Here is a 6,916-nt window from a genome sequence, read left to right as displayed (position 1 = left end):
CCCCCACCCCGGCGAGCCTGCGTGAGGCGACCGTCCCGGTGCTCGCGGCGGCCTTCCTGGCGGTCTGCGTGACTCTCGGCTACTCGGCGATCGTCCAGGTCTCGCAGCGGCACATCCCGGCGCCGCTGGCGGTCGGCACCGGGCTCGGCGCGCTCGTGGTGACCGCGGCCGCGTTCGGCGCTCCCGGAGCCACCGTCGCCGACGCCTGGGTCGGCGCCCTGCTGCTGGTCGCGGCGGTGCTGCTCTTCCTGGCCCCGTCGATCGACGCGGGCCGCCGCGCGGACCGCAACCTGGACGGGTCGGACCTCGCCGCCGCCGCGGTGACCGCCGCCCTGATCGCCACGTTGGTCCGGATCGCGGCCGTGCTCGCTCCCGGCGGGCAGCTCGCGGTCACCGCCGCGCTGGTGCTCGTGGTGGCCGTGGCGGCCCGGGCGATGCCCGAGGAGTGGCGGCGCGGACCGATCCTCGGCATCGCGGTGGGCGGCCTGCTGATCGGTCTGGCCGCCGGCTGGATCGCGCTGCGCGGCGGGGTCGGTGTGCTCGCCACCCCCGGCCCGATCTGGAACGGTGACCTCTCCGGCTGGCCGGCCGCACCCACCGGCGGCTCCACCTGGCAGGCGCCGATCGCCCTGGGGCTGCTCGCCGTGGCGGCCGCCGTCCTCCTGCCCCGACCGTGGCGGTTCGACGTCGCCGGCGCCGCCGTGGTGCTGGCCACCATCGGCGCGCCGGCCGCGTTCGCGCTGCCGTGGTGGTCACCGGTCCTGGTGGGCGGCATGGTCGCGGCCGTCTTCGGGATGGCCGCCACGGCGTCCTTCGAGCCGCGAGCCGCGCTCTCCCGGGCGACGGTCGCCGGGGTGGTGGCCCTGCACGCCGCCGGCGCGGGCCTGGTCCGGCCGTGGACGACCGCGCTGGCGCTGGGCAGCATCGCGTTGATCGGCGTCGTGGTGGCCGTGCTGGCCCGCAACCTCGCCGCGACGCTTGTGGAGGACATCGAGACCGAGGGCATGCCGACCCACCTGGCGCAGATCGGCGGAGCCGGCGCGGGTGCCGCGTTGCTCGCCCTGCCCGGCGCGCTCGCGGCCCTGGCCGCCGAGTTCGGCCACTCGGCGCAGGTGGTGCTGACGGCGGCGCTCGCCGCCTCCAGCCTCGGGCTCGCGGCCGTGGCGGCGGCCCGCCGCCGCATTCCGCAGTACCTGCCCTGGGCCAGCGTCGCCGTGGTCGGCGGCGCGACGATCAGCGCCCTGGCCGCGTTCCCCACCGGTCTCGCGGTCGGCGTCTACGCGGCCGCGGCGGCGTTGCTCGGCGTACTGGCCGAGTTGGTTCGCGCGGCCACCGTCCCGCCGGCCGGCTCGGCGCAGCCGGTACGACGGTGGTCGGTGCTGCTGGACGGGGCGCTGCGCCGGTTCGACAGTCCGGAGCAGCGCCGCTGGCGGGTCAGTCCGGCCGCCGGGGCGCTGGCCGCGGCCGTGCTGCCCACCGCGCTGGCGCTCGCCTCCATCGCCGAGGCCCTGGCGGTGGCGCTGGTCGAGCCGCACCGCACGCTGACCCGCATCTGGCAGGGCCCGCCGCCGGAGCTGCTCACCCCACCACCCGGGGCGGTGGACCCCACGCACGTGCTCACCGCGCTCCTGCTGACCGCGACGGCGACGCTCGCGGCCACCGGCTTCAGCGGCGGACGGCGTACCCGGGCGGTGCCGGTGGTGCTGCCGGGCGCGGCGGTCACGCTGCTCATCGCGCCCACGGCGCTGGGCGGCGGCTGGCCGGCGAGTGTGCTCGCCGCCCTCTCCGTCTTCACCATCTCGATGCTCGGACTCGCCCTGACCCCACCTCCGCCGCTGGTGGAGCCGGCCCGGTCCCTCCGCCTGGCCCGGGTGCTGGTCTTCGTGATCGGTCTGGCGGCCGGCGGCGCGGGGCTCGCCGGCAGCCTGGCCACCCGGGAGCTGACCCTCTTCACCCTCGGTGGAGCGGTCGGCGTCGGTACGGTGGCGGCGCTCTTCGGCAGCACGCAGCGGGCCCGGATCCTCGGCTGGCTCTTCGCCTCGCTGATGGCGCAGCTCTTCGTGCTGACGGCGAGCCTCGTCGCCGGGCTGGCCGCGGTCTGGTCGGCCTTCGGGGTGCTCGCGGTCGGTGCCGCGTTGCAGGTCTTCGCCGCCATGCTGCCCCGGCTGCGCCGTCCGGAGGCGCAACGCGAGGCGGCCACGGTGGAGTGGAGCGCCCACGCGGCCGCGCTGATCGCGCTGGCGCTGGCGTTCGACTCACCCCGGCACATCGCCGCGCTGCTGGCCGCCTGGGGCGCGGTGCTCGGTGTGGCGGCGACTCGACCCAACCGGCGGCCGATGGAGCGGCGGATCCTGTTCTGGGCGGTGGTGGTCTGCGAGATCACCGCCTGGTGGATCCTCATGCGGGTCGCGGACGTGGCGCTGCCCGAGGCGTACACGCTGCCGTTCGCGGCGCTGGCCCTGCTCGTGGGAGTGCTGGAGCTGCGACACCGCCCCGATCTCAGCAGCTGGGTGGCGTACGGTCCGGCGCTGGTCGCCGCGTTCGTGCCGAGCCTCGCGATCGTGCTGGCCACCGGCTCGACCACGCTCCGGCAGGTGCTGCTGCTGCTCGGCGCGGTCGCGGTGCTCGTCTTCGGCTCGTCCAGCCGGCAGCAGGCACCCGTGATCGTCGGCGCCACGGTCACCGCGATCACGGCGATCCACGCGCTCTTCGCCTTCGGGCCGTGGCTGGCGCTGATCCCGGTCGGGATCCTCCTGCTGGTCCTCGGGGCGAGCAACGAGCGCCGCCGCCGCGCCCAGGAGCGCCTGCAGACCGCGCTGCGCGGCATGCGATGAGTCGGAGGGTCACCGCAGCGCCGTCGTTCGTGGCCCAAGCGTGCCGGCGATCGTGGGACGTCGTACCCGGCAGCGTCCGCGACCGGGCGAAGTGTGCCCGCTGCGTTGGGGCGCGGTTCGGCCCCGGCAGGTCCAGGCGGGGCCGCGGGTACCGGCCCGGCGGGTCAGCCGAGGGAGTTGACGCTGGCCTGCAGCTTCGCGTCCTTCTCATTGATCATCTGCTCGAGGTTCTCCTGGAAGGAGGCCATCCGGGCGCGCAGTTCGAGGTCGGTCGCGCCGAGGATGCGAACCGCGAGCAGGCCGGCGTTGCGGGCGTTGCCGATCGAAACCGTGGCGACCGGGATGCCCGCCGGCATCTGGACGATGGAGAGCAGCGAGTCCATGCCGTCCAGGTGCTTGAGCGGCACCGGAACACCGATCACCGGCAGCGGGGTCACCGAGGCGACCATGCCGGGCAGGGCGGCGGCTCCGCCGGCCCCCGCGATGATCACCTGGAGGCCCCGCGCGGCGGCGGCGCGGCCGTACTCGATCATCTTCACCGGGGTGCGGTGAGCGGAGACCACACCGACCTCGTAGGAGACCCCGAACTCGTCGAGGACCTCGGCGGCGGCCTTCATGGTCGGCCAGTCCGAGTCACTGCCCATGATCAAACCGACGGCGGTCACGCTCTACTGCCTCTCGTCGACGGTGCGGAAGCCGTTCCGCTCACTCGTGCCCCTCGCGCAGCCAGCGCGCCGCACGCACCGCCCGCGCCCGCACGTCGTCCAGGTCGTCACCGAGCACCGTGACGTGGCCGATCTTGCGGCCCGGACGGACCTGCTTGCCGTAGAGGTGCACCTTCGCGCCCGGCTCGGCGGCGAAGAGGTGATGCAGCCGCTCGTCGATGGACATCCCGCCGGGCTCACCGCCGAGCACGTTCGCCATCACCACCACCGGCGCGGCGAGCGAGGTGTCCCCCATCGGGTAGTCGAGCACCGCACGCAGGTGCTGCTCGAACTGCGACGTCCGCGCGCCCTCGATGGTCCAGTGCCCGGAGTTGTGCGGCCGCATGGCCAGCTCGTTGACGACGATGCCGGGCTGCCCGGCGGCGTCGGTCACCTCGAAGAGCTCGACCGCGAGCAGGCCCACCACGCCGAGCGAGGTGGCCAGGTCGATGGCGAGCTGCTGGGCGGCGAGCGCCACGTCCTCCGGCAGGTCCGGCGCCGGGGCCAGCACCTCCACACAGATGCCGTCGACCTGCACGGTCTCCACGACCGGGTACGCGGCGACCTGCCCGAACGGCGAGCGAGCCACCTGGACGGCCAGCTCCCGGCGCAGCGGCACCCGCTCCTCGACGATCAACTCGGTGCCACCGGCGAGCAGCGTGGCGGCCAGCTCGGCGGCCTGCGCCGCGTCGTCCACCATCCAGACGCCCCGACCGTCGTACCCGCCGCGTGCCGCCTTCAGCACCACCGGCCAGCCCACCTCGGCCCCGAAGGAGACCAGCTCGTCCGGCTCGCCGATCGGCCGCCAGGCGGGCACCGGCGCGCCCAGCTCCGTGAGGCGCTCCCGCATCGCCCGCTTGTCCTGGGCGTACCGCAGCGCGCCGGCCGGCGGGTAAAGGGTCACGCCCTCCGCCGCGAGGGTGCGGATGTGCTCGTTCGGCACGTGCTCGTGGTCGAAGGTGACCACGTCGCACCCCTTCGCGAAGGTGCGCAGCGCCGCGAGGTCGGTGTGATCGCCGTACTGCACGTCGGCGGCGACCAGCGCGGCGCCGTCGTCCGGCGCCAGGGCGAGGACGTGCAGCGACTGGCCGAGGGCGATCGCGGCCTGGTGGGTCATCCGGGCCAGCTGGCCACCACCCACCATGCCGACAACAGGCAGACCGGTACGGGAATCCATAGCGGCGCAAGCCTATCCGGGCGGCTGGTCAGCGCCGTCCCCGGATGGCGAATCGCACGTTCGGTCGGCGCGACGAGCCGGCGCCCGCCGGATTCTGGTAGCACCCGGTACTCCGGGCGGGCCCGCGTCGCTCAGCGCCGGCCCAGCTGCGCCACCAGGTCGTCGACGTCGTTGACCGGACGATCGCAGACGAAACCCCGGCAGGCGTACGCGGTCGGCCGCCCACCGACCATGGGCCGCCCGGCGAGCAGCGGCACCCCGGGCTGGTCGCTGCGACCCGCCACGATCACCGCCCCGGGGGGCGCGTGCCGGTGCGCGGCCGAGAGCAGCGGCTCGTCGGCCGGCTGGTCGGTGACCACGGCGATCTCGTACGGCCCGGAGACGAGCGCCTCGCCGACCGCCGCCGCGTACCCGGTGAAGCGGGCGTGCCGGGCGACGATCGGCGCGACGGTGGCGAGGGCGGCCTCCGCCGCCTCCCGGTACCGCGGCTCCCCGGTCAGCGCCGAGTACGCCACCAGCGCCGCGACGATCGCCGAGCGCCCCGACGGGGTGGCGTTGTCGGTGGGATCGGCCGGCCGGGTGACCAGCCGCTCGGCATCGTCCGCGGTGTCGTAGAAGCCGCCGCCGGGGGCCGCGAACCGCTCCAGCGCCACGTCGAGCAGCTGCCCGGCCAGCTCCAGCCAACGCCCCTCACCGGTGAGCTGGTGCATCGCGCAGAACGCCTCGGCGACGCAGCCGTAGTCCTCCAGGACGCCGGCCGGCTCACCGACGGCACCGTTGCGGGAGACGCGGCGCAGCCGCCCGTCCACCAGGTGCGCGGACGCCAGGTGCTCGGCGGTGTCGCGCATCGCGCCGTCGGTCACGATGACGACGCCCTCCATCAGGTTGGCGTCCTCGTCATCCGGGTTCGCGTAGATCCTGGCTACCTGCTGGAACTCCGCGATCGCGGTGACCGCGAGCCCGTTCCAGGACGCCACCACCTTGTCGTCCCGAGCCGGCTGGGGGCGGGTGTCCCGTGCCGCCAGCAGCCGGCCGACGACGCCCCGCCAGCGGGCGCGGATCTCCGGGTCGGCGTCGTCCACGTCCCGGGCCAGCTTCAGCACGCTGGTGCCGTGTTCGAAGGTCCCGGACTCGGTGACGCCGAACAGGTCGGCGGCCCAGCGGCCGTCCTCCTCCCCCAGCGCCTCGACGAGCTGGTCCGGCGTCCAGACGTAGGTGAGGCCCTCGACGCCCCGGGTGTCCGCGTCGAGCGCCGAGGCGAAGCCCTCCCCGGGCCGGTGCAGCTCGTCGGCGAGGAACCGGGCGACGTCCCGGGCCACCCGCCGGGCCAGCCGGTCTCCGGTCAACCGCCAGAGCTGGGTGTACGCCCGCAGCAGCAGCGCGTTGTCGTAGAGCATCTTCTCGAAGTGCGGCACGGTCCAGTGCGCGTCCACCGAGTAGCGGGCGAATCCACCGGCCAGCTGGTCGTAGATGCCGCCCCGGGCCATCGCCTCGCAGGTGTGCCGGACGATCTCCAGACTCCGCGCCGAGCCGGTGCGCTGGTGGTGCCGGAGCAGGAAGAGCAGGTTCATGTGCGGCGGGAACTTCGGCGCGCCGCCGAAGCCGCCGTGCGTCTCGTCGTACTCCTCGGCGAGCTGCGCCGCCGCCGCGTCGAGCAGATCGGCCTCCAGGGGCGCGGTGGGTCCGCCCACGGCCTGCGCGCCGCCGATCGCCTCGACCACCGCGGCGCCCTGGCGCACCACCTCCTCACGCTGGTCGCGCCAGGCGGCGGCGACCGACTGGAGCAGGCGGAGGAAGTTCGGCTTCGGGAAGTAGGTGCCGCAGAAGAACGGGGTGCCGTCGGGCGTGGCGAAGACGGTCATCGGCCAGCCGCCCTGCCCGGTCATGGCCTGCGTGGCGGTCATGTAGACCGCGTCGACGTCCGGGCGTTCCTCCCGGTCCACCTTGATGGAGACGAAGTCGGCGTTCATGACGGCGGCGACGGACTCGTCCTCGAACGACTCGTGCGCCATCACGTGGCACCAGTGGCAGGCGGCGTAGCCGACCGAGATGATCACGGGCACGTCGCGTCGGCGCGCCTCGGCGAACGCCTCCTCGCACCAGGGCCACCAGTCGACCGGGTTGTCGGCGTGCTGGAGCAGGTACGGGCTCGTGGCGTCGGCGAGTCGATTCACCTGACGACCATAACCAGCCGGGCGGGG

The 6,916-nt window shown here is 74.8% G+C and carries 4 protein-coding genes; 1 reads left to right on the top strand and 3 read right to left on the bottom strand.

What is annotated here, in order from left to right; genetic code table 11:
- Positions 1-2,834, top strand: a 2,834-nt coding sequence (locus E1211_RS14785; protein ID WP_371686157.1) for an SCO7613 C-terminal domain-containing membrane protein, incomplete at its 5' end; no start/stop codon positions are given.
- A 164-nt stretch (positions 2,835-2,998) separates the two neighbouring features.
- Here E1211_RS14785 and purE read toward each other — a convergent pair.
- The 3 genes from purE to E1211_RS14770 form a co-directional block, all read right to left on the bottom strand.
- Positions 2,999-3,499 carry a 5-(carboxyamino)imidazole ribonucleotide mutase gene (purE, locus tag E1211_RS14780; protein WP_132349390.1) on the bottom strand — a complete coding sequence of 167 codons (501 nt, stop codon included), beginning with the start codon at positions 3,497-3,499 and terminating at the stop codon, positions 2,999-3,001.
- A 40-nt stretch (positions 3,500-3,539) separates the two neighbouring features.
- Complete coding sequence (locus E1211_RS14775; protein ID WP_132349388.1) at positions 3,540-4,715, bottom strand: 5-(carboxyamino)imidazole ribonucleotide synthase; 1,176 nt, start codon at positions 4,713-4,715, stop codon at positions 3,540-3,542.
- A 131-nt stretch (positions 4,716-4,846) separates the two neighbouring features.
- Complete coding sequence (locus E1211_RS14770; protein WP_132349386.1) at positions 4,847-6,889, bottom strand: thioredoxin domain-containing protein; 2,043 nt, start codon at positions 6,887-6,889, stop codon at positions 4,847-4,849.
- Between the last annotated feature and the right edge of the window lie 27 nt (positions 6,890-6,916).

This window comes from Micromonospora sp. 15K316, assembly GCF_004348525.1.
In the GTDB taxonomy this organism is placed as follows: domain Bacteria; phylum Actinomycetota; class Actinomycetes; order Mycobacteriales; family Micromonosporaceae; genus Micromonospora.
Note: the sequence above shows the minus strand (reverse complement) of the source record. Positions and strands in the feature narration are given on the sequence as shown.